The sequence below is a fragment of the Nocardioides salsibiostraticola genome (genome assembly GCF_054783655.1).
Window position 1 is genome coordinate 48,835 of sequence record NZ_BAAGQD010000025.1, and the last position, 24,873, is coordinate 73,707.

Consider the following 24,873-nt stretch of genomic DNA (forward strand, 5'->3'; position numbering starts at 1 on the left):
ATGCCCACCCACCCGGCCAACGGCAAACCAAGACTGTTGCATCTCGTGGGATCGGCGGTCAGCGAGTTCTACGCCGATCTGTCCCGGCTCTACGCCGCCGACTGCCTGCGCTCGGCCGCCGACCCGGACCGCTATGACTCGGTCATCGCCCATGTCTCGCCCGACGGGACCTGGTCGTTCCCGGCGTCACTGGCCCCCGATGACCTGGCTGCGGCGGTCCGGTTGTCGCTTCCGGAGGCCGTTGCGTTCATCAGTGAGATCGCCATCGACGTGGTGATCCCCCAGATGTTCTGCCTGCCCGGGATGACCACCTATCGCAGCCTCTTCGACGCCTTGGGCATCGCCTACGTCGGCAACCCCCCGGAGGTGATGGCGCTCTCGGCCCACAAGGCCCGCGCCAAGGCGGTGGTCGCCGGGGCCGGAGTGCGGGTGCCGAACGGTCGCGTGATCGGACCCGGGCCGCTTCCCGCGGGGCCCACCACGCTCCCGGTCGTGGTCAAGCCGGTGGATGCCGACAACTCCGCCGGGATCACCCTGGTTCGTCTGGCCTCCGAGTGGGAGACAGCGATCGAGCAGGCCCGTGCCCACGCCGCGGACGTGTTGGAGGAGCGCTACGTCGAGTTGGGCCGGGAAGTCCGCTGCGGGATCGTCGACTTGAACGGGGCACTGATCTGCCTGCCCCTCGAGGAGTACGCCGTCGATCCGGTCAGCAAACCGGTCCGGTCCGCGGACGACAAACTGTCACGGGACTCCGGCGCCTTGCGACTGGTGGCCAAGACGGTGGAGCACGCCTGGATCGTGCCCGAGGACGACCCCGTCACCGAGGCGGTGTGGGAAGCGGCTCGGCGGTGCTACCGGGCCATGGGGTGCCGCGACTACGGACTGTTCGACTTCCGCATCGACCCCTCGGGTCGTGCCTGGTTCCTCGAAGCCGGTCCCTACTGCTCCTACGCCGAGCAGAGCGTGATCGCGGTGATGGCGAGGGCGGCCGGGATCACGCTCCCCGACCTCTTCGCAGCAGGGGTCTCCCGGGCGTTACCCCGTTCGGTCTAGGCGCTGGTGGCGTCGACGACGCTGGGCGTGATCGGCTGGTGCTCGTCGGCCTGAGCCCGAGGGAGGGTGAAGGAGAAGGTAGAACCGACCACCGGGTTGTTCTCGGCCCAGATGCGCCCACCATGGGCCCGGACGATGTGTTTCGTGATGGTGAGTCCCAGGCCCGCTCCGGAGTGAGTGCGGTCGTCGTCGTCGAGCACCTGGTGAAAGCGTTCGAAGATGGCATGAAGCTCGTTCGGCGGAATGCCGCGGCCTTCATCGGTCACGGCGATGGTGACCAGATCGTCGGTATGACCAGCAGGAACGGTCGCGTAGACCGTGACCCGACCACCTGATGGCGTGAATTTGAGGGCGTTGCCGACGAGATTCATCAGCGCCTGGACGATGCGATCGGCATCGCAGTGGGCCGACTGAGTGGTCGGTTCGAGGACGAGCGTGATCCCCCGGCTCTGGGCGATGGAGGTAAGTGGGCCGACGGCATCGGCGAGCAGCGGGGCAAGCTGCTCGGGTTGGGGATGGAAGCTGAACGTGCCGTGGTCCAGCCGCTCCAGATCGATGATGTCGTCGACCAGGCGGGCCAGGCGCTGGGTTCCGCGATGGGCCACCTCCACGACGCCCTGCGCGGGACCCGGAAGGGGTCCGGCGTCGCCGTCGGCGAGCATCTCGAGGGCGGCGTGGATCGCGGTCAGCGGTGTACGCAGCTCGTGGCTGACCCCGGACACGAACTCGGACTTCATCGCGTCGAGTCGGACCTGAGCCTCGGTGAGCTCCCGGAGTTCCTCGGTACGCACCGCGATGCGCTCCTCGAGATCGTTGCGCACCCGCTGACGATCGACCGTCAACGCCAGTTGCCGGCCACCGGTCAGCGCGAGAGCCGTCGCAGCCAGGACCCAGGAGGCGGAGGTGTTGTCGTGCTCGAGCGTGACGAAGAATCCGAGGGCGGCGATGGTGCTCAGGTCCGGGAACAGCGGGGCTACGATCCCGGTGAGGTGGCGTTGCAGGGTCCGAGCTTCCCGAGGTCGGGTTCCGGCACGGACCGCGGCCCACCCCAGAAGCAGCGGCGCGAGGATGTATCCGAGGTCCACGACGGTGCCGAGGGAGTCCTGACCCCGCACGGTGAGCAACGCGTAGCCGTTGTCGGCTACGGCGTAGGTCGCGAAGCACAGGCCGATGAGGATCAGGTCGGGACGGGGCTGGCCGACGCTGCGAATCAGAACCAGCAGCACCAGACACACGAGCGCCACATCGGTGACCGGGTAGACCAGGAGCAGAAACACGTCGCTCCTGCTCTCACTGAGACGGAGGACCTCGTCGAACACGAGCACGTAGCTGATCAGGAGCGCGGCGGCTCCCAGGACAGCGGCATCGAAGACGAGAGGCCGCAGGGTGCCCCTCCAGCCCCGCGCCGCCGGATAGAGCACCAAGGCGATGACGGCAGGGACGAGCGCGAGCAGATACAGCGCATCCGCCACCGACAGGATGGGCGGCATGCCTTCGGCTCCGCCGTAGACCAACCACAACGTGTCGGCCCCGGCGTACAACAACAACACGAGAGTGAAGAGAACCCAGGAGACTCGGGCGACGCGGGGACCACGGAGCCCGACGTACATACAGCAGCTCGCGCCGATGAGGTTGGTGTACACGGTGAGGTGGGCCCCGGCGGTCGTGGCCAACAGCTGTGACCCGAAGGCAATAACGATGTAACTCAGCGTCATCAGGGCGATGCCCCACACGGCATGCCGGAGACGGAGGCCACCGCGGAGCGCCGTGCGTAGGTCGTACCTCGTCAACGTCAGGCTCTCTTCAGTGCGGAACCAAAGACCAGATGGCCCGTGACCCCCCACGTGGCGCGGCGTACGCCGTGAGCAGCGTGACACGTCCAGAGACACTTCGGGGCGGAATGCGTCCGAATCGACACCGTGAGATGTCCGCCACCCCTGAGGGTGTTCTGCGGCCAACGAGTCTGTGACCTCCCTTGACGTGCGAGATGATCAAAAGTCGGACCTAAACGGTCACCCACCCACCCCCAGGAGATCCCCCATGACGGCAACGCCGACTCTGCGAGTGTTGGTGACGGGGGCGACCGGCTACGTGGGGTCCAGACTCGTTCCGGAGTTGCTCACCGCCGGGCACACGGTGCTGGCGGCGACACGGGACCCCCAGACCCTGGAGGACTATCCCTGGGCCGGCGAGGTGGAGTCGCGCGAGTTCGACATCGAGGACGACAGCCTGATCCGAGAGGCGGTCACCGGCTGCGATGCGGTCGTGTATCTGGTGCACTCCATGGAGTCCGAGGACTTCGTCGAGAAGGATCGAGCCGCCGCTGAGCGGATGGCGTCGGCCTGTGAGCAGGCGGGGGTCGGCCGGATCGTCTACCTCTCCGGCCTGGTGCCGGACGGTGAGTTGTCCGACCATCTGCAATCGCGCCTGGAGGTCGAGCAGATCTTCCTCGACTCCCAGGTGCCGACGGTCGTACTGCGGGCAGCCATGATCATCGGCGCCGGCTCGACGTCCTTCGAACTCCTGCGTCGCATCAGCGATCGGGTGCCCAGGGTGACCCCGGTGCCGCGCTGGATGAACCGGCGCCTCCAACCGGTGGCGGTCGACGACGTGGTCCACCTCCTGCGCCGCGCCCTCGAGGGTCCGGACCGCAACCGGCACTACGACGTAGGGGCTGACGACATCGTCACCTACCCGGAGCTCCTCGCGGCCTACGCCACGGCCGCAGGTCTGCAACGACGACAGATCCTGGTCCGCGGTCTGTCCGTCGCGGTGGTGGGCCGCGGTTGCGCACGGATCACGGGGATGCCGGTGAGCACCGTGGCCTCTCTGGTCGAGAGCCTGGAGCACGACATGGTCTGTAGCGAGGACGCGGTACGCCGCGACCTGCTCGAGCCCGGTTACCGGTTCACCCCCCTGGCCGAGGCCCTGACCCGAGCCCTCCAGCCTGAGACCAGGCCGGGCACAGCGGCCGATGTCGACGCTCTTACGGGTGCTCCCACAGACCCCTGAGGGACACTCCGGATGCGACCCGACCCAGGTCGGATCGGGGATATCACCCGTGCGGGTGGAGACCTATGCGGCTTCGCGTCACAAAATGGAGACATGCGCTCCCTCTCCCGAATCTTTCCCTTGGCCGTGGCCGCCCTGGCGGTCGGCTCCTATCTGCGCGCTCGGCGTACGCCGATCAGTGCGGCACCGGGCAGCGCCGCTCCCGACCTCAACGCAGGTCCGGGCTGAGACCGCTGGCGGTGGCAACAGTCCGGCGAGAGATGAGTGAGGAGGGGCCGCGGTAGCGGCCGAGCCTGATGGAACCGATTCCTGCGTCTCGCAAGGTCGACGACGAGTACGGCCCGTTCAGTTACGACGACAACGATCTGCTGCAGAGCCTGATCGAGAAGAGCGCCCGGATCCAGCAAGTCGTCCCCGAATGTGTGGGCCTGAGTCTCTCGCTTGTCGCCGAGGGCGTGACCTTCACCCTGGTGGCATCAAGTGTTCAAACGGCGTTGTTGGACGCCGCCCAGTACGTCGAGACCGGGCCAGGTCCCCAATCGATCCAGAAGTCCAGGCCGCTGGCCATCGTGGATCTGGAGGACGCCTCCCAGTGGCCGGTGTTCGGATCCGTGGCCTCAGCTGCGGGAATCAGGAGCACCCTGTCACTTCCGCTGGTGCGAGAGGCGCAGTCGCTGGGTGGGTTCAATCTCTACGCAACTGCCTCCGGGGCCTTCCGCGGCCATGACGACAGGATCGCCGAGATCCTCGACGTGCAGGGGGATGGGGCGACCGAGGACGACGACCTCGGATTCACCACCCACACCCTGGCCCTGAGAGCACCACAGATCATGCGCGACGAGACGAACCTCGCCGTCGCGGTGGCCATGCTGTCGAGGTGGCGGGGCCTGGAGGTGGATCGCGCCGAGGAGAGGTTGCGCGGAGCCGCCCTTCGGGCGGGCGTGGCCCTGGAGGACATGGTGACCGCATTGCTCGACGTACTCACCGACTACACATCCGACGGCAAGGGCGGGCCCGGCACGGCCTGACTCTCGGGGCCGGTTACTGGTTTCAGGCGTGGGGGCTCAGTGCGTGGTGAGCGCGTCGACCCGCCGGTTGTAGCGCTGACCGACCTTGCCGCCGAGCAGTGCGGCCAGGAGCGTGAACAGGAGGACGGCGACCGCCGTGATGACGGCGCCGATCCCCAACTCGTCGTTGCCGAGCGGGATGTTGGGCAGGTCGACCCGGTCCAGGACGTTGTACTCGTTGCCGAACCCGGCGCCGAGCCCGATGGCGATCAGCGAGACCAGCAGGCCGATGACCCAGGCGCCGACACCCTGTCGGCCGCCGTCGAAACGTGACATCCGGCTCGCGACGTACCCACCGGCGTAGTAGCCGGTGGCCAACACCAGAACCAACACCGAGGCGGCGACGATGCCGATCGTTCCGGCCTGTTGCTCGGCCTCGGACTGGGTGACCTCCATCGAGGAGGAGACCGCGGTCGCGACCGCGCCGATGACGCTCGTCAGGAGGACGGCGACGGCGATGGCGACCAGCCATCCGAAGAACGAGGCGCCCCAGTTGAGCCCGCCGAAGCGGTCGTGTGCCCGGGTTCGATCGGAGGGTGTGGCGGCGAAGGTCGCGGTGTCCTCGGTCGAGTCGACGTGCGGGTGGTGGTCGTGATCGCTCATGGTGTGCCCCCTGGGATGTGGTGCGGTTGTCGGCCGGCAGTTGTCGACCGGTACCCACTCGGAGGGGGAGGCACCGCACGGGACTGAAGCGTTGCCACGTCCCGTAGGTTCACTGCGTGCCCGCCAACCCCCGCAACGACACCCTTGCCCAGCAACTCCTCGACGCCCAGGTCGCTTTCCATCTGGCCCGCCTCGACGGGGACGATCTCGCCACGACCGTGGCCGGGCTGGCCGAGGAGGTTTTCGCGGCGGCCGGTTCGCACACCCTCAGCGAGGTCATGGATCGCGAGACCATCCAGGAGATCGTGGCGCGCTCCCTGATCACGGTGCCCGCGAGTGCCGCGGTCAATGACCTGCGTGATCTCGTCGCCGAGGTGGTGTACGCCGGTCCCGCCGAGTCCTACCCGCTGGGCGATCTGGTGGACCGGGCCCAGGTGGAACGGGTCATCGACGAGTTGCTGGAGTTGAACCCGATCCTCGAACGCGGCATGGAGCAACTGACCGCCAGTCCTCTGGTCGGCACCATGGCGTCTCGGTTCATGGGTCGGATCGTCGGTGAGGTCGTCGCGACCAACAACGCCATGGCCAACAAGGTCGTGCCCGGGCTCGGGTCGCTGATGTCGTTCGGTACCAGCACCGCGGCCAAGGCGATGGGGGCCGCCGACAAGCAGCTCGAGGGTCTGCTGGGCGACACCGTCGGAAAGGGCGGCGTCTTCGCCGTACGCCGGATGAATCGCATCCTCCTGGAGACCCTGCGGGACCCGATGACCCGCGAGGCAGTCCTTCAGGTGTGGGACCTCGTCGCCGAGCGACCGGTCGCCGGCTTGGAGGGAGAGGTGGATCGCACGGAGCTCGCCGGCCTGGGCGACGCCATCCATGACCTGACCGTGACCACCCTGGCGCACGAGCACGTCGCCGCGCTGGCCCACGCGGTCGTCGATGCGTTCTTCGAGCGCTTCGGGGACTTCACGCCCCCCCAACTCCTCGACCACCTGGCCATCGACCGGTCGGACATCGTCGCCGATCTCGTGCGCCTCGCACCGGGCGTCCTGGACGCCATGCGAGAGTCCGGCGACCTCGAACGCATCATCCGCTCGCAGCTGGAGCCGTTCTACGCCTCGCCGGAGGTAGCCGCCCTGCTGGGGTGATCCCGCCGGGCTCGATCAACAGGCTCGGTCTGTGGGTCGTTCGGTCAGTGGGTGGCCGACCAGGAGCGCAACCAGACGGTCTGCGGAGAGGCAGCGATCGCCGCGAGGGCGTCCTGCGAGAGCGGTGCGGCGACGTCGGTCACGACGTACCCCTGCTCGCCTGCGGTCGCGAGGTACTGCGCGATCACGTTGACACCCTGCTCGGCCAGGTGGGCGTTGACCTCGGCCAGGACCCCGGGGACGTTGACGTGGAGGTAGCCGATCCGCGAGCCGGCCAGTTCAGGCGCCTGAACCGCCGGGAGGTTCACCGACAGCTCGGTCCGACCCTCCAACGAGAAGGCGGCGAGTTTGCCGGCGACGAACCAGCCGATCTCCTCCTGCGCCTCCTGGGTGGAGCCGCCGACGTGCGGAGTGAGGATGACGTTGTCGAGGCCGCGCAGCACCGAGGCGAACTCCTCGCCCTGCTTCTTCGGCTCGACCGGGAAGACGTCCAGTGCCGCACCGGCGATGTGGCCGGAGAGGATGTGCTCGCGCAGGGAGACGTCGTCGACGACCATGCCGCGGGCCGCGTTGATGAACAGCGAACGGGGCTTCATCTTGGCGAACTGCTCGGGCCCGAAGAACCCGGCGTTCCCGGGCCGGCCGTCGACGTGGAGGCTCACCACGTCGGCCCGCTCGAGAAGCTCGTCCAAGGAGCGCATCCGCTGGGCGTTGCCGTGGGCGAGGCGGTCGGCCTTGTCGAAGAAGATCACCCGCATCCCGATGGCCTCGGCCAGGTTGGACAGCTGGGTGCCGATGTTGCCGTAGCCGACGATGCCCAGGGTGCGACCGCGCACCTCGTGGCTCCCGGCGGCGGACTTGTCCCACACGCCGTCGTGCATGCGCACGGTCTTCTCCGGAAGGCGACGGGCCAGGGCGATGATCTCGCCGATGACCAGTTCGACCACGCTGCGGGTGTTGGAGTACGGCGCGTTGAAGACCGCCACTCCGCGGGCGGCGGCAGCGGTCAGGTCGACCTGATTCGTGCCGATGCAGAAGCAGCCGACGGCGAGCAGATCGGGGGCGGCCCCGAGCGCGCGCTCGGTGAGGTTGGTGTTGGACCGCAGGCCCAGCAGGGAGACGCCGGGCAGGGCCGCGACCAACTCGTCCTCGGACATGGCCGACGTGCGCAGGTCGACCTCGAATCCGCGACGCTGCAGCGTCTCGACGGCGACCGGGTGGATGTTCTCCAGGAGAAGTGCCTTCACGGACACATCGTGGCGCTGGGTGGCACCTGCGTCCAACTTCTCGGCGGTGACCCTGCTCTCACCCGGGCGCTCAGGTGTGGCTCACCGACGGCCCCACCGCAGGCGGTCGTGGAGTACGGCGGCCCGGGCCGCGTTGGCGCCGGCGGCTCCGTGCACACCTCCACCGGGGTGGGCGGATGCGGAGGCGAGGTAGAGCCCGCCGATCCCCGTCTCGGGGCGGCCGCGCATCGCCGGCACCGGGCGGAACATCAGCTCCTGGTGGATCTGGGAGGTCCCGCCGTTGATGGCGCCCCCGATCAGGTTGGCGTCGCGGGCCTCCAACTCGTGGGGGCCCAACACCCGGCGAACGATGATCCGGGAGCCGAAGCCCGGCGCGAGATCCTCGATCCTGGCCTGCATCCGGTCGGCGAAGCGTTCGCAGTCGGCAGCATCCCAGGAGCCCCGGATCGAGCCGTCACCGCCGTCGCGCACCGAGGGGCCGGGTTGCGGTACGTGGGTGTAGGCCCACATCGACTCGGTGCCCGTCGGCGATCGCGTCGGGTCGCTGGTCGTCATCTGTCCGGCCAGTAGGAACGGCTTCTCCGGGATGGTCCGCGAGGCGACCTGGCCGAGCGCACGGGTCATCTCCTCCACCGAGGTGCCGACGTGGACCGTTCCCGCGGCGAACGGCGGGGGAACGGTCCACGGCACCGGGCCGGACAGGGCCCAGTCGACCTTCACCGTGCCGGGGTCGAGCTCGAAGCGATCCATGCCCTTGTCGAGTCGGGTGGGGAGGTGGTCGGTAGCGACGAGTCCGTTGAAGAGGCGCAGGGCCGAGACGTCGGCCAGGACCGCACGTTGTGCGCGGTGGTGGGTGCCGTCGGTGGTCACCACGGCCTTCGCCCGCCCGTTCTCGACCTCGATCACCGTGACCTCCGCGGCCGTCACGATCACCCCTCCGCGTGAGGTGAATCGTCGCGCCATGGCGGCGGTGAGTTCGCCGGCTCCCCCGACGGGGACCGGGAAGCCGACCGTCTGGCCGAGCATGCTCATCAGGATTCCGAACGCACCGGACCCGGGGGAGTCGAGGGGGAGATCGGCGTGAGCGGCGTTGCCCGCGATGAGCAGTCCGGGGCCGACCCCGCCGAAGACCTCGGAGGCGATGGAGGCGGCGGGCGTGGCCAGCAGGCGGGCCAGATCCAGTCCACCGGCGCGGCGTACGCCGTTGGCGACCCGCAACCCCGCCCGCACCGGGGGATAGGGGCCGGTGAGCGCCTCGATCAAAGGCTCGCCCACGACGTCCCAGGCCGCACACAGCTCCAACCAACGGTCGCCGTCGCCGGCGTGGAGGTCGTCGAGGGTCGCTGCGGTGATGGCGCGGTCCCGGTGCAGGGTGGCCCACCGGCCGTCCGGGAGCGCATGCCCCAACACCGCCGGTGCGTGGGACCAGCGCAGCCCGTGATCCTCGAGCTTCAAGGACGTGATGGCGCGCGACACGGCGGCCAACGGATAGAAGGCGCTGAAGGTGTCGCTCACGAAGTCCGGGTGCAGCTCGCGGTCACTGCGTACGGCGCCCCCGACGTCCGGTTGCGCCTCGAGGACCAGGACGGACCAGCCATGGTCGATCAGGTGGTTGGCGGCGACCAGACCGTTCGGGCCGGCGCCCACGACGATCGCGTCGTACCCCTGTCTCACGGGCGCCGCTCGGCGACGTAGGCCAACCGACGGAGGGTCTCGACATTGCGCCAAGCCAGCTGCACGTCCCGCGCCGGCTTGGGGATCAAGCGGCCGGGCCCGGACTCCACGTCCTCCTCGATGGTGACCCGGGTGTGGTTCGGCTCGGTCGGGTCGGTTTCGAGCGTCAGCACCACCCGGGCCGCACCCGAGGGCCACGCGTGGGCCCGTAGCACCAGTTGGCGGTGGGGATCGCACTCCAGGACCTCGGTCTTGTCGTTGATCAGCATCGGCCATGCCCCCACCGAGTGGTGCAGCTTCGCGCCTATTGCTGGCCAGGTCCTGTCCACCTCCCGCATCCGAGAGGCCCCGACGACGAAGAGGGGGTAGAGCCACCCGTCGGCGAGGACGTCCCACACCTCGCTGGGGCTGGCCTTGATCGTGCGCTGGTTCGTGCTCATGTTTCTCCTGGGGGTCTGTGCCGCTCAGCGAGCGGTGAGGGTGTCGTGCAGGAAGCGAGAAGTCTGTCGCTGGAAGGTGCGGCCGTGACGCAACATGGCGTGCTTGGCCCCGGGCACGGTGACGAACTCGACCTTCGCGCGCTGTGCCATTCGTTCTGCGATCCGTTGGGCGACCGCCGCTGATCGTTGCGGAGAGGCGATGCGGTCGCGATCCCCGTGCAGGACCAGTACGTCTCGTCCCTCGAGGTCGGGGTCGTCGTGGAGGTAGACCCAGGGGTTCAGCGCCACCACCGCCCGCACCGTGTGGTGGGCGCCGGCGAAGAGGGCGGCTCGACCCCCTAGCGAATGACCGACCAAAGCGGCCGGGCGATCGCCGACCCGTTGGCGGGCCTGGTCCAGAGCCCAGGTCGCGTCGGCCACCGGGGTGAGCTCGGCGTCCCAGCCTCTCCGGGAGTTGAGGAGGCGGAAGACCGCGGTCCTGCGCCCGGACCATGCGAGGTGCCAGCCGATCGGGATCATCCGCAGCACGGAGAGTTGGGTGGCGCTGACCGGCGCAGCGGACCCACGCGCAGCGCCACCGTGCAACACCACCGCTACCGACTCACATCTGCGCGGCACACGCACGGCGACGAGCCGGGCACCGCTGGGGGAGGTCACAGATCGCATGCCACGAGTCTGCAGATACGGGGGTCACCGCCACCAGACCCGAGCGGGTGAGGGGTGGTGGAACGGCCCCTGTTGACGGCGCCAAAAAAAGTGCTCAGCCCGATGGTGCTTGTTGAGGTTTCTGTGTCATAGTCACAGATATGAACTCGAAACTTCCACACATTGTCGAAGCGCCGCTCCGGGTGGCGCTGGTCGACGACTGCGAACTGGTCAGCGCGGGTCTCACCGCACTGTTGGCATCGCATGGGGAGAGCATCGTGGTGATGTCGCCGACGAGCTTCGGAGGAGACATCGACGTCGTGCTGTTCGACCCGTTGACCCCTCCTCGTGCGGGACGCGCGGACCTACGGCACTGGACATCGCGCGGCGCCCGGGTGGTCGTGTATTCCTGGGACGTGCGGGCCGCCGTACGCCAGTTGGGAGAGGTGCAGCCCAGCGGCTACCTGTCCAAGCGGGCGTCCGCCGATCAGATCGTCAACTGCCTACGAGCGGCAGCGCGGGGCGAGCGCTCAGTTGCCCCGGACGCGAAGCGTCTTCAACTGGTGTCCGAGACGCCGGGGCGAGCGGCCCTCACGGTGCGGGAGTCCGAGGTGTTGAGCATGATCGTTCAGGGCCTCAGCAACGAGGAGATCTGTCGACGGGACTACGTCACCAACAACACGCTCAAGAGCCACATCCGTAACCTCTACCGGAAGATCGGGGTCACGCGACGCTCGCAGGCGGTGCTGTGGGGTGCCCAGAACGGCTACCTGCCGCCGCTGAACGCCGCTGCGCGCGACGGGTTGTCCGTGGCGCAGTGAACCCTCGGGCGCATTGACCCGTTGGGTTTCAGCCACGTGACCTCCACCCTTTGGGGGGTCGCGAAACGAGACCGACTAGATCAGGCTCGGATCATGAGTGCCCGAAATGACCTGTTCCCCCATAGCCCCCACGCGTCGTCATCGGCCCCCTTCGGCACCCTGGTCATCGACTACGACACCCGGGTGCTGGAGCCGCGACCCTGGACCATTGTCCAGTCGTTATGGGCGGTGCAGCTATCGGCGGAGAGCGGTCCCGGTCGCCTCCTCGAGTTGTGTGCGGGTGCTGGTCAGATCGGGTTGCTGGCCGCCAAGGAGTCGGGGCGAGGCCTCGTCGCCGTGGACCTGAATCCGGTGGCCTGCCAGTACGCCCGCCACAACGCAGCGGCCGCCGGTCTGGCTGACCGGGTCGAGGTGCGGGAGGGCGACTTCGCCGACGTTCTCCAGGATGACGAGAGGTTCATCGGGGTCATCGCCGATCCGCCCTGGGTGACCTCGGGCCAGATCGAGGCGTTCCCAGAGGACCCGACGTTGGCCATCGACGGGGGAGAGGACGGCCTCTCGGTAGCGAGGGCTTGCCTGATCACCGCGGCGCACCACCTGGTCGCCGACGGGTTCCTGCTTCTTCAGTTGGGAGATGACGCCCAGTGCGACCGGCTGGTGTCCGAACTGAGTGAAGGTGCGGCGGACAGCGGGGCGGCCCGGTGGGAGGAGCGCGGCCGACGTGCCGGAGAGCGCGGCGTGATTCTGGGCCTGGGCCTGGGGCTCGCGGCCGAGTGAGGCTGCCCGGCGGATGAATCTGATGGCGCGGGTCAGGGGCGCTGTTTGGCGGGCAGGAGCTTGTGGGTGCCGTCGCACCATGGCGCACGAGCGGTCTTGCCGCACCGACAGATCGCCGACACGGGCCGGGTCGTGGCGTGGTTGACCCCCGCCGCGTCCTGCACGATCTGCGCGCCGCGCACCAGGATGGGACCCCCGGGACACAACACGACGTCGGGGGTCGGTGCGGGTGGTTCGAGTGGGCCGGGTTCGGAACTCACGCGGCCTCCCAGGTGCCCAGGAGCCGGCTCGCCGTCCGCGACTCCAGATCCAGGCAGGACCACGCGCCGTACAGCACGTCCTCGGCGAGGGCGGGCTCGTCCTCGACCAGGGCGCCGCAGATATCGCGCAGGGCCAGTTGCTCGTGCACCGCGTCGGCCTCGATGTGCTCGTCGTAGTAGTGCACCATCTCCTCGGTGAAACCCAGCCGACGCAGGCCTTGGCCCAACTGCCGCGACGGCAGGGAGCTGGTGGACTCGAAGGCCGCGAGGTGACCCAGGGCGGCGCCCCGTAGCCGTCGTTGGAGGCCGAACATGCTCAAGGCGTTGTTCTGCTCCAGGATCTCGAGAACCGCCTCGTCGATGTAGGCGCCGTATCGGTGATCCAGGCCGGACGTCGCCAGGCCCTGGGCGAAGAGATGGTGGTGTACGCGGGAAGGGTCGCCGTTGCCGTACTCGTCGAACTGCACCTCCATGAGGGCGGCCTTGCTGCGACCCTGGAGTCGGGGGAGAACCCAACTGGTGGGATCCGCCTCTTTGAGGTGGTAGATCGATCGTTGCCGAAGCAGGTGCTCGGCCTGGTCGCGCGTCGCGTGGTGTTGCACGTGTCGGGCCAAGGAAGGTCCGGAGTGATCCTCGATCAACGAGATCAGCTGATCGACGAAGTTCTCCGCGGGCCGGCGATCAACATCGCTCTCGTTCCAGCGCTCCCGCAGCCGCATTTCCAGGCCGCGTTCGAGGGAGTGGCGCAGCCGCAACAGGTCGGGCTGCCACTCCCAGCGCTCGTCCACCGAATCGAATCCGCGATAACTCAACTCGTGGAGGATCCACAGGCTGAGCGCGGCGTCCTCGGGGTCAGCAGGGTCGCCGGGAAGCAACTCCACCTGATCCCGGATCGAACCGGTCAACACGGACGTCAGCCACTGGCTGATGGCGCCCCGCGACTGGGGGAGGTTCATCGCTGGCTCGCTTCAGCAGACATGGGTCGAGTCTGTCGGGTGCGACACGCGGGGCAGAACCCCCTCAGGGGTGACACGATCGCGCGTCACCCCCGAGTGGGGCCGATGTTGATTCGGGGCTGCGATTCAGGCCTTCTCCTGCATGTCCGAGCGGGCCGAGTTCCCCTGCTCGCCGGCCTTCGGGTCCGTCTCGTCCTTCTTGTCGCGCACGCCCTGCTCTACGCGGGCGCCGAGGTCGGCATCCACGTTGCGCCAGTACTCAAAGGCCCGCTCGAGGATGGGTTCGGTGACCCCGTTGAGCAGGTGTCCCACGATGTTGTCGACCAGGCGGGCGCGAGCCGCGTCGTCCATGACCTCGTTGACCAGCGTGCGGGCCTGACCCCAGTCGTCGTCCTCAGCGTGATCGACGTAGGCGGCACGGGTGATGGCCCCGTCGGCGGTCCAGCTGGGCGGCTGACCGTAACGCTCGGTGTCCGCGGCCGGGCCGCCCTTGGAGTTCGGGGCGTAGACCGGGTCCGAGGTCTTGCGGTAGGCCATCTGGCCATCCTTGGAGTAGGTGTTCACCTCCGTGATCGGGGCGTTCACCGGGAGTTGCTGGTAGTTGGCACCGACACGGTGGCGGTGGCTGTCGGCGTACGCGAAGAGCCGGGCCAACAGCATCCGGTCCGGGCTGGGTCCGATGCCGGGGACCAGGTTGTTCGGTTGGAAGGCCGCCTGCTCGATCTCGGCGTGGTTGTCGGTGGGGTTCCGGTCCAGCGTCATGGTGCCGACCTTGATCAGCGGATAGTCGGCGTGCGGCCACACCTTCGTCAGGTCGAAGGGGTTGAACCGGTAGCCCTCCGCCTCGTCGTACGGCATCACCTGCACGTGCAGGGTCCAACTCGGGAAGTCGCCCTGTGCGATGTGCTCGAAGAGATCCCGCGTGTGGTAATCGGTGTCAGCGGAGACCATCTGGTCGGCCTCGTCCTGGGTGAAGAACTCCTGACCCTGATCGGTCTTGAAGTGGTACTTCACCCAGAAGCGTTCCCCCTCGGCGTTGATCCACATGTAGGTGTGCGAGGTGTAGCCGTTCATGTGACGCCACGTGCGCGGGATCCCGCGGTCGCCCATCAGCCACGCCACCTGGTGCGCCGACTCGGGGGACAGGGTCCAGAAGTCCCACTGCATGTCGTGGTCGCGCAGGTTGTTGTCGGCCCGACGCTTCTGGGAGCGGATGAAGTGCTGGAACTTCATCGGGTCCTTGATGAAGAAGACCGGGGTGTTGTTCCCGACCATGTCGTAGTTGCCCTCGGAGGTGTAGAACTTCAGCGCGAAACCGCGGGGGTCGCGCCACGTGTCCGGTGAGCCGCGCTCGCCCGCGACGGTCGAGAAGCGAGAGACCAGTTCGGTCTCCGTGCCGGGTTGGAACAAAGCGGCCTTGGTGTACTGGCTGACGTCCTCGGTCACCACGAAGCGGCCGAACGCGCCGCTGCCCTTGGCGTGGGGCTGGCGCTCGGGGACGCGTTCGCGGTTGAACTGCGCCATCTGCTCGATGAGGTAGGCGTCCTGCAGCAGGATCGGGCCGCCCGGGCCGACGGTCAGAGAGTGCTCGTCACTCTCGACCGGGATGCCTGCATCGGTGGTGGTCGGCTTGATCTCGCTCATTGGATGACTCCCTGGTCGGTGTTCGGGGATGGCGGGGGCGACGTGATGTGAGGGGCTGCGGTTCCATGCCTAGCACGTGACACACGCCGTCTGCTGTCCTGAGAGGCCACGGCAACGGATCTGGCCAAAAATCACCCCTCAGGGTGGGCGATGCTCCTGCCTCTCGCTCGTGACGGCACGCCCCGTAGGGTCACGGAGTCCGTGAGTCACAGGAGGCCCGCCCATGTCTGATGCCGTATCCCGCGAAATGATCCTGCCCGCGATCCGACTGGATGTGCCGCCCCGACCGACCGGGCAGCAGATCCAGGCCTTTGCCGAACGCAGTGCCGACCTGTGGGCGGTCAGCCCACGTGACCTGGTCACCCAGCACGTCACCCGACTCGCGGTGGCCGCAGTGCTCGAGGCGCGCATGGAGCAGGCGCTCGCGATGCCCTTGGAGGGGCACCCGCTTCCGAGCGAAGCCGGCCAGCCGACCCTGGCGCAGTTCGTGGCGTACTTCCGTCCCCACGTCGACCTTGCTGCCCAAGCGTTCCGACTAGGGGTCGTGGAAGCCGTCAACGCCCGGGTGCCTGCTGTGGTCGACCCGTTGCGTGACGGTCTGCGGCGGGTCGGAGTGACGGGTCGTGACCCCCTCAAGATGGTGGCGCTGGGCCTCGAGAAGGTCCCCGAACGCGCTCGAGCCGACTTCTGGCGCAGCGTGAAGAGCTCACCGGCTCTCACTGCGTTGGTCGACGGGTTGTCGGGCCCGGGCTCGCGCGACGTCAGCGGCCTGGACCGAAGTCACCTGGCGCGCGCCGACGTGGCCATCCTCGGCGGCGGCCGCGCGACCGCGGCGTACGTCGGGACCCGACCCCGAGCCGGCGAGAAGTCGTGGCTGTCGGTGCCCCTGGGACTGACGCAACGTGCTGCGCACGCGGGGCACTCCGGGGAGAGCCAACGTAGGGGACGCGGTGACGAGCCGGTCGAGGTGAGCCTGCGGGCATCGAGTTGGCTCGAGGTCTTCGAGACCGCGCTGGACGCGGTGGGCAGCGCCATGGCGCAGATCGACGCGGGAACCAAGGGTCGCTCCGGTGGATCGAATCACCTCGCGACGACCGTGGCCCACCGCTTGGCCGCCGCCAAGGACCGACCTGTGGCCGACGTGATCGCCTCGTTGCGCGCGATCGATCCCTTGGCCCTGGAGATGTTCGATCATCAGGTCACCACGACCAGCGTGCGGATTGCCGTACCGGTCATCGACGACGAGATCCTGACCCAGCTCTGGATGCCGACCTCTGCGCTGGCCGGCCCCCTCTTCACCGGCAGCGCCGATCTCTTCATGGGCGAGGGCGCCGAGGTCCGGTCTCCCTCCGCCACCAAGGGGTCTGCGGCCAAGCGGCCCCAGAAGTCCGGACAGTCCGGTCAACGATCGGGTCAGAGGTCGGGGCAACAATCGGGTCAGCAGTCGGGTCAGCAGCCGGGTCAGCAGCCGGGTCAACAGTCGGGTGAGCAAGACGTGCCGAAGCCGAGCCGTTCCTCTCGGCGCGGCAGGGGCCGAGGGAACCGTCCGGCCCCGGTGGTCCCGTCCACCGAGACTGCGCCGACCGCGCCGACCGCGCCAACCGCGCCGACCGCGCCGACCGCGCCAACCGCGCCGTCGGAGCCGTCGGTGCCTGCGGCTCCCACCGAGGCCGCGCCGCAGCCCCCCGTATCTGCTCCCCCGGAGACTCCATCGGCGCCAGTGGAGAACCGAACTACTGACTGAACGGCCCGATCTGTGCTCTGAGAAGGCGATTTCGGCATGTTTCGGCTTGTTCTGTCAGTAGTTCGGCGAGCATCACCACTGGACAGCCCGGGCCGAGCGCACGAGACTCCGACCCATGCCCGCCGCTGACGCTTCCGAGCAGGACACCGCACGACGGGCGGCCCAGACCATGTGGGCTCAGGACGCGGCGAGCCGCGCGCTCGGCATGCGCCTGATCGAGGTCGGGCCGGGCCGGGCCGTGGTGTCGATGACGGTGCGCGAGGACATGATCAACGGCTGGGACTCAGCGCACGGCGGCATCATCTCCGCGTTGGCGGACAGCGCCTTCGCGGTGGCCTGCAACTCCTACGGCACCGTCACCGTGGCCAGTGGGTTCGAGGTGACCTTCCTCGAGGCCGGTCGGCTGGGGGACGACCTGACGGCCACGGCGGTGGAGCGGGCGCTGAGGGGTCGCTCGGGTCTGTACGACGTCACCGTCACCCGCGATGACGGGGTGGTGATCGCGGAGTTCCGCGGGCGAAGTCGATCCCTGGGCCGCCCGATCGGAACGGTCGACTGACGACGTCTCACACGGCCACTAGTCTCGCGGGGTGAACCGAGGTGCGCGCGTCCTGAATGCTGGTGTGTTGGCTGCGTGGCGCTGGGTCGAGAGAGTCGGCGAGGTGGTGCCTGGGACCCGCACCGGCGACCGGTTCGGCCACCTCGGGACCGGGAGTGCCATCGGATTTCCCGCCGCCACCCTGATGAATGTGGAATCCATCCGCATCGGAGCCGACACCCTGATCGGCCGCCAGGTCACCCTGTCCGCGGGGTACGGCCCCGGAGACCCCAACATCTCCGACCGGGCCCTGATCATTGGTGACCGCTGTGTCATCGGTGCGCGCAGCAGTCTGACCGCCCACTCCTCGATCATCCTCGGCGACGACGTGTGGTGCGGGCAGGACGTCTTCGTCTCCGACGCCGGTCACGGCTACCAGGAAATCCACACGCCCATCGGCCAGCAACTCGGCCTGCACCACCCCGTCACGATCGGCGACGGGGCGTGGATCGGCCACGGAGCAGTCATCCTGCCGGGCACGGTCATCGGCGCCCACGCCATCGTCGCCGCCGGAGCGGTGGTGCGAGGTGTCGTCGAGGACCGGGCCATCGTCGGTGGGTCGCCGGCCCGGGTGCTGCGCACGTTCGAACCCGAGATCGGTTGGGTCACCGCCTCCGGCGACGTGCGACCGATCTTGCCGCCCCTCGCTGAGCTGTGACGGGTGAGGCCGTGCTGAGCGACGTCTGGGGGTACGCCGGATTCGCCGCCGGTCTCCTCACGATGACCGGGCTGACAGTCGGCCTGGGTCGGTGGGCCCGGATCGGCCTGGGCTGGTTCCCGCTCTGGGCGATCCTGCGCGCGGTCGTCCAACTCAGCGTGATCGCCCTCCTCCTCCGGGGGATCCTGTCGGTCCCCTGGACGGTCGCGGCCTTCATCCTGCTCATGCTGACCACCGCATCCTTCACCGCCGTCGGGCGTCTCAAGGAGCTTCACCGCGGACGTCGTACGGCGGTCGTCAGCGTCCTGGCCGGGGCGGCTACCACGCTGGCCGCCATCTTCGCGCTCCAGTTGGTCGACTTCCAGGTCCGCTATCTGATCGCCGTCGCCGGAATAATCATCGGCAACTCGATGACCGCAGCCACCCTCTCAGGACGTAACTTCCTGCGCGGGGCGCGAGCGCGCAGCAGCGAGGTCGAGGCCTGGCTCTCCCTGGGGGCAACGCCGTCGGTGGCCCACGAGGACATCGGCCGCGAGGCCGTACGCGAGGCACTCCTGCCGACCCTGGACCAGACCAAGTCGACCGGCTTGGTCACCCTCCCCGGGGCCTTCGTCGGAGCGCTCTTCGGTGGGGCGAGTCCCGCCGAGGCTGCGGCGTTCCAACTCGTCGTCCTGGCCGGCATCGCGCTGACCATGACCGTCACCGGCATCGTGGTGACCCGGTTGTCGGGGCGGACGCCGTACGTGTCCGCGGGCAGCTAGCTGCCCGGGACGTCAGCCCTTCTCGTCCTTCTCCTTCTCTGTTTCCTTCTCGGCCTTCTCGCGTTCTTTCTCGGCCTCCTTGTCCGCTTTCTCCTGCTCCTTCTCGGCCTTCTCGCGTTCTTTCTCGGCCTCCTCGTCTGCCTTCTCTTGCTCCTTCTCGTCTTCCTCGGGGTCCTCGGCCCCGGAGGGTGGACTCTGGGTGGACTCGGACGGGCTCGGCTCAGGAGTCGGTTCGGGGGCGGGCGTGTTCGCGCCCTCCTGGGCGGCATCGATCTGCTTCAGCAGCGCGGTGCCGGCGGAGGTGATCGCGTCCTCGTCGCTCGGCTCGAGATCGGCCTGCGCGGCCTCCTCCAACAGCCCGGTCACCTCGTCGCGGGCCAGCTCGTAGTCCTCGTCGACGATGGCCTGGTCGACGGCGCCGAGGCGTTGGTCGAGGTCGGTCGACGGCGAGCCGCAGGCACTCAGCGAGACCGTCAACGCGACCACGACCAGAGTTCGAACCGTGGAACGGAGTCGCCCGGTCACGACGCGTCACCGACCGCGTCGTGCAGATCCTGGAGGGGCGCCACGAACTCGGTGGGTACGCCGCTGGGCACCGGCCGCTGCGGCTGCGCCTCGTCCTGACCTCCGGAAGCGACCAGGGCCGCCAGCAGGATGATCAGGACCGCGACGGCGATCAGGCCGCTGATCATCCAGGGGTGTAGCCCCCTGCCACGCGCCGGTGACGGCAACGACACGGGAGCCACCGGGGACGTGGCTAGGTCGGTCAGGTGGGTCATCACCGCGGTGCTCGCTGGCGTCGGACCGGACGGTTCGAGCGGTGTGGGTGCGGTGGCGGGTGGTCCGGCGAGGATCGCGGCGACCTCGGCTGCGCTCGGCCGATCCATCACCTCGGCGCTGGTCATCGAGGCGAGCAGTTGGCGCCACATGGGGGGGAGATCGGCCGAGATCACCGGGGGCCGGGACAGCCGCGCAAGGGCCGCTTCGGTGGCGGGCCCCGGGAACGCACGCTCGCCGGTCAGGGCCTCGAGGAGGACCAGGGCCAGGGAATAGACGTCAGCGGCAGAGGTGAGTTCCTCTCCGCGCACCTGCTCCGGGGCCAGGTAGGCGGCGGTGCCGATCGCCTGGCCGGTCTGGGTGTGACGTGTGGTGTCACCGATCAGGCGCGCGATCCCGAAGTCGGCCAACTTCACCCGTCCGGTGGCGGTGATCAGGACGTTCCCGGGCTTCAGATCACGGTGGATGATGTGGTGGCGGTGGGCGAAAGCAACCGCCTGAGCCAGCTGGACGCCGATGTCGGTGACGGTCTTCGAGGGGAGGCCGCCGGCAGCGCACTGCTGGGCCAGGGTCTCGCCGCGCACCAGCTCCATCACCAGGAACGGGTGGGTGGTGGTGATCCCGGCGTCCAGCACGGTGACCAGACCCGGGTGGGTCAGGCCGGCGAGGGTGCGGGCCTCACTGGCGAAGCGAGCGCGGTCGGTCTCGGTGTCGGTCGATTCGCGCAGCAACTTCACCGCTACCTCGCGGTGCAGGATCCGGTCCTCGGCGCGATACACCTCCGCCATCCCCCCGGAGCCGATGATCTCGCCGAGGAGGTAGCGCTCGGCGAGCAGGTCACCGGTGGTCAGGGGCACGACGTTCTCCTGCAATCAGGTCTGGAAGGTGGGGGGATGGGGGGCGAAGATCTGCGCCGACCCTACGGATCAGTAGCCCCGTTCCCAACCCCAGACCACGGCTTGAGAGCGCCGGGTGGCGCCGATCTTCTGGTACAGCGTGCGGATATGGCTCTTGACCGAGTTCACGCTGAGGAACAAGGTCGCGGCGATCTCCTGGTTGGTCTGACCGGCACAGATGAGGCCGAGGATCTCACCCTCGCGGGGTGTCAGACAGATCTCGGAGGTGGACTGATTCCGAGAAGGCGTCGCAACGGGTTCGGGGCGAGCCGCCTCGAGCGCTTGCACCAGGCCGTCCGCGTTGACACTCATGGCGATCCACCGACCGGGGGAGAGATAGCGCTCGACGTTCTCGTCCACGGCGACCCCGTCGGGCCTCAGTCCGACGATGCTCGGTGGTGGCTGGAGGTGCCGGATCCGACTGCCTAGTCGTCCCCGTGCTGCGATGCCGTCCACGAGGATGACGTCGCAGTCGCTGCGCAGCAGCGGAACGACCTCGATGGAGGGGACCGACTCGAGCAATCGGCGTACTCCGATGTCGATCACCTCGGAGCCGATGGCCAAGAAGACCCTGAGCCGAGCCTGGGACCCGAGCGGGGCCGGTGGTGGTGGAGCCAGCTGCGACACGGCGAGGAGCCCCCAGAGAGTAAGCACCAGGACGGGTCGCTGATGTGGCCCGATCGTAGCCACAGCATATACACAGGTTCGCTGAGGTGGAGGTCAGAGGTCCTTGCGATGCCGGACGTGGTCGGGACTGAACCCGTGCTCGACACCCCACAGCACCGCCTGCGAGCGACGGCTGACCTCGATCTTGCGATAGAGGCCCCGCACGTAGGTCTTCAGGGTGTTGTTGCTGATGAAGGTTCGCTCACAGATCTCGAGGTTGCTGTACCCCTGCGTGATGAGGGCCAATACCTCCGCTTCTCGGTTGCTCAGGCCGTACTGGTCCCCGGGCCACCGGCCGAAGTCCTCGGCCCATCCGCCGGTGATGCTGACGGACTCCCCGCGGTGGACCCGCTCGATCGCCTCAACCAACTCGACGGTGGAGACGGTCTTGGCGACGTAACCCGCGGCGCCGAGTTCGAGGGTCTGCTGGACGAGGTGATCGTCGACGTTCCAGCTGAAGATCACCAACCGGGTGTGCAGGTCCGGGGCGAGGCGCGACATGTCGATGCTCCCACCCTGGGCCTGTCCGAAGGTGTCGTACAGGACGACGTCGACGTCCTGACTGGGAGCGACCCCTGCGTCCAACTCCACGACCTCGATGCGATCGGAGTACGACGCGAGGGCCGCCGCCACACCGGCCACGACGATCTCGTAGTCGTTCGCAATGGCGACGCGTACGCGATCTCCGGTGGGCATGGCGGTCATCTTGTCAGGTGCCGCTACGCGATGAGCGCGTTCGCCGATCACGCCTCCGGTCGCCGCGACGATCGAGGCCCACTAGCCTTGCCGCATGCTGGAGACCCGACGCGACGGACCGGTTTCGGTCCTCGAACTCAACCGACCTGACCGACGCAACGCGCTGGACCTGACGCAGTGCCGGGCCATCGCGCAGGCGGCCGATGACGAGGTGGCCGCCGGCGCGAGGGTCCTGGTGATCACCGGTCGTGGGTCGTCCTTCTGCTCCGGGGCCGACCTCGGTGGGGTGTACGGCGAGGAGTTCCTCGATGCGCTCTACGGGATGTTGCACGGGTTGACGCGCCTGCCGGTGCCGATCATCGCCGCCATCAACGGCCCCGCCATCGGGGCTGGCACCCAGTTGGCGCTGGCCTGCGACCTGCGGATGGCTGAGGAGTCGGCGAAGTTCGCGGTCCCGACCGCCAGGAACGGGATGGCGGTCGACGCCTGGACGATCCGGGCGTTGGCTGCCGCGGCAGGTCGGGGGGTCGCCCGTCGACTGATGCTGGCCGCCGAGTCGATCGACCGCGACCAGGCGATGTCCTGCGGCCTGGTCGATCGGGTCGGAGGGGTCGACGAGGCGGTGGCCTGGGCGCAGGAGATCGCCGAACTGGCGCCGCTGACGCTGGCCCACAACAAGGCCGTCCTCACCGAGGCCATCGACACCACGCAGAGCCCCGAGATCGAAGCCTCCTTCGCGGCCTGCTGGGCCAGCGCGGACGTCAAGGAGGCCGCCGCGGCACGGGCCGAGAAGCGGGCGCCGAGGTTCACCGGGGCTTGACCCCCGGCTGGACCCACCGGGAAGCCCCTCCGATCAACTGCTGAGGAAGGGCACCCGGTCGACCAGCACGGCGTACCCCACGAAGGCGCCGACGTCGAGGAAGGTGTGGGCGATGATCAGGGGCATAACCCGCCCCCATCGGCCGTAGAGCCAGGCGAACAAGACCCCCATGGCCGCGTTGCCCAGGAAGCCGCCGATGCCCTGGTAGAGGTGATAACTCCCGCGCACCAGGGCGCTGATGACGATCGAGGAGCGTTCGGTGACCCCCATCTGGCGAAGCCGGGTCATCAGGAACCCCACGACGAGCACCTCCTCGACGATGGAGTTCTGCAGCGCCGACAGCACGAGCACGGGATAGCGCCACCACACGTCGGGGAGGCCCGAGGCCACGACGGTCAGATTGATCCCCATCTCCCGGGTGAGGAGATAGAACGCGATGCCGGTGCTCCCGACTCCGGCGGCCAGGGCTGCTCCGCGCAGGGCGTCTCGGACCCGGTCGCCCTGTCCGAGGATGTGCCGGCGCACGGAGTCCCCGGTGCGCCACATCAGGTAGGCGGCCAGCGCCACCGGCACCAGGGCGAAGCCGATGGACAGGAGTTGGTAGGTCAGATCCAGCCAGGGCCGCCCCGGCGCGAGGCTGCTGTTGAGGGTCGCGTTCTGCGAGCGCAACGACTCCGGTCGGGTCAGCGAGGAGATGAGCGAGACCACGGAGTACACCGAGGAACGTCCCAGGGAGAGCCCGAAGACGATGAGTACCTCGATGAGCAGGATGGCCCGCGGCAGAGAGAAGTCCGACCCCTTCTCAGGGGACGTTGCGGCGTCGGTCACGGCACAAGACTCCACCCCGCAAGCAAATCACCGCTGGGCGGGAGGGCACGGAGGCTCTCCCGCCCAGCGGCGGTGATGCAAAGGTTCGGGCCCAGGGCCCGAAGGAGGCTCAGGCCTCGGAGACGCGACGCTTCAGCGCGGTGGCGGGCTTGAAGGCCGGCGCGGTGCTGGCGGCGATCTCCATGGACTCGCCGGTCTGCGGGTTGCGGCCGGTGCGGGCCGAGCGCTCGCGGGTCTCGAAGGTGCCGAAGCCGGCGAGGGCGACCTTGTCGCGGGCGGCGAGGGCGCCACCGATGGTGTCGAAGGTTGCGGCGATGACGCGGTCGGCCTCGGCGCCGCTCAGTCCGGTTTCCTTGGCAACGGCGTCACGCAGTTCGGTGCGGTTCATGGTGGTGTGCTCCTCTGGGGGTTGGGTTACCCCGTCGTAGTCGAGTTGACGGCTTTGCTCCGCCGACGAGAGTCGGACGCTGAGTCCGACGTCACGTGGCGGTGCGCCTCGCGCTGAGTTCAACAGGTTGTTGCCCTAGCCGCAAGTCGTGGAAACCCTAGCGCTCCGGGGATTCTTTGCCCGGATGGCACTCCGGGCATGTCCCGAACAGCTCGATCGTGTGGCTCACATCGGCGTACCCGTGCTCGGTCGCCATGGCGCTGGCCCACTTCTCGACGGCCGGTCCCTTGATCTCCACGGTGCGTCCGCACTGCCGGCACACGAGGTGGTGATGGTGGGAGGAACTGCATCGGCGGTAGACCGCTTCGCCGCCGTCGGTCTTCACGACATCGACCTCACCGGCATCGGTGAGGACCTGCAGGGTCCGGTAGACCGTCGCCAATCCCACCGAGTCACCCTCGCGTCGCAGCGCCTCGTGGATCTCCTGCGCGGTACGGAAATCTGCCGAAGCGTCGAGAGCGGCTTCCACTGCCCGGCGCTGTCGGGTGGAGCGGGCCGTCGGCCCAGCGGGCGCGTGGGGCATCGCAACAGATCCTCACTGCGCGGGGACGGGTGAACCCCCACAGCGTACGCGCGACGGACCCCTGCCCAATGGCGGTGGTCAGGGAGTAGCATGGGTACCGTCCGGTCCCGG

General features: G+C 68.5%; 28 protein-coding genes. 12 read left to right on the plus strand and 16 right to left on the minus strand.

What is annotated here, in order from left to right; genetic code table 11:
- A complete protein-coding gene (locus ACYVLV_RS12500; protein ID WP_460810381.1) occupies window positions 1-1,053 on the plus strand; it encodes a D-alanine--D-alanine ligase family protein in 1,053 nt (350 codons plus the stop codon).
- On the opposite strand, the gene ACYVLV_RS12505 is transcribed toward ACYVLV_RS12500, so the two are convergent.
- The gene (locus tag ACYVLV_RS12505; protein ID WP_460810382.1) at window positions 1,050-2,843 is read right to left on the minus strand and encodes a sensor histidine kinase; all 1,794 of its coding nucleotides are present in this window, start codon (window positions 2,841-2,843) and stop codon (window positions 1,050-1,052) included. The two genes, ACYVLV_RS12500 and ACYVLV_RS12505, sit on opposite strands and share 4 nt — an antisense overlap.
- A gap of 250 nt (window positions 2,844-3,093) precedes the next feature.
- Between ACYVLV_RS12505 and ACYVLV_RS12510 the strand changes: the two genes are divergently transcribed.
- The 3 genes from ACYVLV_RS12510 (at window position 3,094) to ACYVLV_RS12520 (ending at window position 5,093) form a co-directional block, all read left to right on the plus strand.
- Window positions 3,094-4,065 carry an NAD(P)H-binding protein gene (locus ACYVLV_RS12510; protein WP_460810383.1) on the plus strand — a complete coding sequence of 324 codons (972 nt, stop codon included), beginning with the start codon at window positions 3,094-3,096 and terminating at the stop codon, window positions 4,063-4,065.
- A gap of 93 nt (window positions 4,066-4,158) precedes the next feature.
- A complete protein-coding gene (locus ACYVLV_RS12515) occupies window positions 4,159-4,293 on the plus strand; it encodes a hypothetical protein (RefSeq protein WP_460810384.1) in 135 nt (44 codons plus the stop codon).
- Window positions 4,294-4,361: 68 nt separating this feature from the next.
- Window positions 4,362-5,093 carry a GAF domain-containing protein gene (locus ACYVLV_RS12520; RefSeq protein ID WP_460810386.1) on the plus strand — a complete coding sequence of 244 codons (732 nt, stop codon included), beginning with the start codon at window positions 4,362-4,364 and terminating at the stop codon, window positions 5,091-5,093.
- A 36-nt stretch (window positions 5,094-5,129) separates the two neighbouring features.
- Here ACYVLV_RS12520 and ACYVLV_RS12525 read toward each other — a convergent pair whose 3' ends face one another.
- Window positions 5,130-5,735, minus strand: a complete 606-nt coding sequence (locus ACYVLV_RS12525; protein WP_460810387.1) for a hypothetical protein — start codon at window positions 5,733-5,735, stop codon at window positions 5,130-5,132.
- Window positions 5,736-5,851: 116 nt separating this feature from the next.
- On the opposite strand from ACYVLV_RS12525, the gene ACYVLV_RS12530 reads away from it, so the two are divergent.
- Window positions 5,852-6,883 carry a hypothetical protein gene (locus ACYVLV_RS12530; protein WP_460810389.1) on the plus strand — a complete coding sequence of 344 codons (1,032 nt, stop codon included), beginning with the start codon at window positions 5,852-5,854 and terminating at the stop codon, window positions 6,881-6,883.
- A gap of 44 nt (window positions 6,884-6,927) precedes the next feature.
- Here the strand turns inward: ACYVLV_RS12530 and serA are convergent, their stop codons facing one another.
- The 4 genes from serA to ACYVLV_RS12550 all read right to left on the minus strand — a co-directional run bounded on the left by serA (window position 6,928) and on the right by ACYVLV_RS12550 (window position 10,910).
- The gene (gene serA / locus ACYVLV_RS12535; RefSeq protein ID WP_460810390.1) at window positions 6,928-8,130 is read right to left on the minus strand and encodes a phosphoglycerate dehydrogenase; all 1,203 of its coding nucleotides are present in this window, start codon (window positions 8,128-8,130) and stop codon (window positions 6,928-6,930) included.
- A gap of 81 nt (window positions 8,131-8,211) precedes the next feature.
- Window positions 8,212-9,804, minus strand: a complete 1,593-nt coding sequence (locus ACYVLV_RS12540) for a phytoene desaturase family protein (protein ID WP_460810391.1) — start codon at window positions 9,802-9,804, stop codon at window positions 8,212-8,214.
- Window positions 9,801-10,244, minus strand: coding sequence for an SRPBCC family protein (locus ACYVLV_RS12545; RefSeq protein WP_460810392.1), 444 nt, complete (start codon window positions 10,242-10,244; stop codon window positions 9,801-9,803). Before ACYVLV_RS12545 ends, ACYVLV_RS12540 begins: the two co-directional genes overlap by 4 nt.
- A gap of 24 nt (window positions 10,245-10,268) precedes the next feature.
- Complete coding sequence (locus ACYVLV_RS12550; protein WP_460810393.1) at window positions 10,269-10,910, minus strand: dienelactone hydrolase family protein; 642 nt, start codon at window positions 10,908-10,910, stop codon at window positions 10,269-10,271.
- 140 nt (window positions 10,911-11,050) lie between these two features.
- On the opposite strand from ACYVLV_RS12550, the gene ACYVLV_RS12555 reads away from it, so the two are divergent.
- The gene (locus ACYVLV_RS12555; RefSeq protein WP_460810394.1) at window positions 11,051-11,710 is read left to right on the plus strand and encodes a response regulator transcription factor; all 660 of its coding nucleotides are present in this window, start codon (window positions 11,051-11,053) and stop codon (window positions 11,708-11,710) included.
- Between the two features lie 93 nt (window positions 11,711-11,803).
- On the plus strand, window positions 11,804-12,487 hold the full coding sequence (locus tag ACYVLV_RS12560) for a methyltransferase (protein WP_460810395.1): 684 nt from the start codon (window positions 11,804-11,806) through the stop codon (window positions 12,485-12,487).
- A gap of 32 nt (window positions 12,488-12,519) precedes the next feature.
- Here ACYVLV_RS12560 and ACYVLV_RS12565 read toward each other — a convergent pair whose 3' ends face one another.
- The 3 genes from ACYVLV_RS12565 to ACYVLV_RS12575 form a co-directional block, all read right to left on the minus strand.
- A complete protein-coding gene (locus ACYVLV_RS12565; RefSeq protein ID WP_460810397.1) occupies window positions 12,520-12,747 on the minus strand; it encodes a CDGSH iron-sulfur domain-containing protein in 228 nt (75 codons plus the stop codon).
- Window positions 12,744-13,703: an iron-containing redox enzyme family protein gene (locus ACYVLV_RS12570; protein ID WP_460810398.1), complete on the minus strand. Its 960-nt coding sequence runs from the start codon at window positions 13,701-13,703 to the stop codon at window positions 12,744-12,746. The genes ACYVLV_RS12565 and ACYVLV_RS12570 overlap by 4 nt, the downstream gene beginning before the upstream one ends.
- Before the next feature lie 126 nt (window positions 13,704-13,829).
- The gene (locus ACYVLV_RS12575) at window positions 13,830-15,347 is read right to left on the minus strand and encodes a catalase (protein ID WP_460810400.1); all 1,518 of its coding nucleotides are present in this window, start codon (window positions 15,345-15,347) and stop codon (window positions 13,830-13,832) included.
- 223 nt (window positions 15,348-15,570) lie between these two features.
- On the opposite strand from ACYVLV_RS12575, the gene ACYVLV_RS12580 reads away from it, so the two are divergent.
- The 4 genes from ACYVLV_RS12580 to ACYVLV_RS12595 all read left to right on the plus strand — a co-directional run bounded on the left by ACYVLV_RS12580 (window position 15,571) and on the right by ACYVLV_RS12595 (window position 19,108).
- Entirely contained in the window at window positions 15,571-17,091 is a 1,521-nt protein-coding gene (locus ACYVLV_RS12580; RefSeq protein ID WP_460810402.1) for a hypothetical protein, read from the plus strand.
- Window positions 17,092-17,206: 115 nt separating this feature from the next.
- Window positions 17,207-17,650: a hydroxyphenylacetyl-CoA thioesterase PaaI gene (gene paaI, locus ACYVLV_RS12585; protein WP_460810403.1), complete on the plus strand. Its 444-nt coding sequence runs from the start codon at window positions 17,207-17,209 to the stop codon at window positions 17,648-17,650.
- Window positions 17,651-17,681: 31 nt separating this feature from the next.
- Window positions 17,682-18,347 (plus strand): acyltransferase, encoded by a 666-nt coding sequence (locus tag ACYVLV_RS12590; RefSeq protein ID WP_460810404.1) that lies wholly within the window; start codon window positions 17,682-17,684, stop codon window positions 18,345-18,347.
- A gap of 11 nt (window positions 18,348-18,358) precedes the next feature.
- Window positions 18,359-19,108 carry an ABC transporter permease gene (locus ACYVLV_RS12595; protein WP_460810406.1) on the plus strand — a complete coding sequence of 250 codons (750 nt, stop codon included), beginning with the start codon at window positions 18,359-18,361 and terminating at the stop codon, window positions 19,106-19,108.
- 12 nt (window positions 19,109-19,120) lie between these two features.
- Here ACYVLV_RS12595 and ACYVLV_RS12600 read toward each other — a convergent pair whose 3' ends face one another.
- The 4 genes from ACYVLV_RS12600 to ACYVLV_RS12615 form a co-directional block, all read right to left on the minus strand.
- The gene (locus ACYVLV_RS12600; protein WP_460810408.1) at window positions 19,121-19,633 is read right to left on the minus strand and encodes a hypothetical protein; all 513 of its coding nucleotides are present in this window, start codon (window positions 19,631-19,633) and stop codon (window positions 19,121-19,123) included.
- On the minus strand, window positions 19,630-20,742 hold the full coding sequence (locus ACYVLV_RS12605) for a serine/threonine-protein kinase (protein ID WP_460810409.1): 1,113 nt from the start codon (window positions 20,740-20,742) through the stop codon (window positions 19,630-19,632). Before ACYVLV_RS12605 ends, ACYVLV_RS12600 begins: the two co-directional genes overlap by 4 nt.
- A 69-nt stretch (window positions 20,743-20,811) precedes the next feature.
- Window positions 20,812-21,408, minus strand: a complete 597-nt coding sequence (locus ACYVLV_RS12610; RefSeq protein WP_460810410.1) for a response regulator transcription factor — start codon at window positions 21,406-21,408, stop codon at window positions 20,812-20,814.
- Between the two features lie 93 nt (window positions 21,409-21,501).
- A complete protein-coding gene (locus ACYVLV_RS12615) occupies window positions 21,502-22,143 on the minus strand; it encodes a response regulator transcription factor (RefSeq protein WP_460810412.1) in 642 nt (213 codons plus the stop codon).
- 94 nt (window positions 22,144-22,237) lie between these two features.
- Here ACYVLV_RS12615 and ACYVLV_RS12620 point away from each other — a divergent pair, with 94 nt between their 5' ends.
- Window positions 22,238-22,963: an enoyl-CoA hydratase gene (locus ACYVLV_RS12620; RefSeq protein WP_460810413.1), complete on the plus strand. Its 726-nt coding sequence runs from the start codon at window positions 22,238-22,240 to the stop codon at window positions 22,961-22,963.
- 33 nt (window positions 22,964-22,996) lie between these two features.
- Here the strand turns inward: ACYVLV_RS12620 and ACYVLV_RS12625 are convergent, their stop codons facing one another.
- The 3 genes from ACYVLV_RS12625 to ACYVLV_RS12635 all read right to left on the minus strand — a co-directional run bounded on the left by ACYVLV_RS12625 (window position 22,997) and on the right by ACYVLV_RS12635 (window position 24,762).
- A complete protein-coding gene (locus ACYVLV_RS12625; RefSeq protein WP_460810414.1) occupies window positions 22,997-23,791 on the minus strand; it encodes a CPBP family intramembrane glutamic endopeptidase in 795 nt (264 codons plus the stop codon).
- 109 nt (window positions 23,792-23,900) lie between these two features.
- Window positions 23,901-24,179 (minus strand): HU family DNA-binding protein, encoded by a 279-nt coding sequence (locus ACYVLV_RS12630; protein WP_460810416.1) that lies wholly within the window; start codon window positions 24,177-24,179, stop codon window positions 23,901-23,903.
- 157 nt (window positions 24,180-24,336) lie between these two features.
- Window positions 24,337-24,762 (minus strand): Fur family transcriptional regulator, encoded by a 426-nt coding sequence (locus ACYVLV_RS12635; protein ID WP_460810418.1) that lies wholly within the window; start codon window positions 24,760-24,762, stop codon window positions 24,337-24,339.
- Window positions 24,763-24,873: the final 111 nt, after the last annotated feature.